This window comes from Seonamhaeicola marinus, assembly GCF_008085455.1.
In genome coordinates, this window is the sequence record NZ_VSDQ01000172.1 from 1 (window position 1) to 367 (window position 367).

The window sequence follows — 367 nt, forward strand, 5'->3', positions numbered from 1 at the left end:
TGTTGTAGTTGGTAATGCTTTAACGTATAGTTTTATGCCTAATTTTCAAGCTACATTGTTAAGTAAATTTGTGGGTGAGCAATATATGGGTAATATAGATTCTGAATTTTCTAAGCTAGATAGTTATTTTGTAAACGATTTAAATGTTGTTTACGAAATTGAAACAAAATCTATTTTTAAATCTATTATCCTAACAGGGTTGGTAAATAATATTTTTGGTGAAAAATATATTTCAAATGGGTTTTTCTTCACATTTGATGATGATTGGTCTGTACCTGGTGAAGTTTCTACAATAGAAGGAGCTGGTTACTACCCACAAGCAACCACTAACTTTTTATTGGGTGTAACTTTAAAGTTTTAAAATAGG

The 367-nt window shown here is 29.2% G+C and carries 1 pseudogene; it reads left to right on the forward strand.

The window, feature by feature from the left end:
- A pseudogene (locus FUA24_RS02830) lies at positions 1-361 on the forward strand (TonB-dependent receptor); the annotation flags it as partial.
- Positions 362-367: the final 6 nt, after the last annotated feature.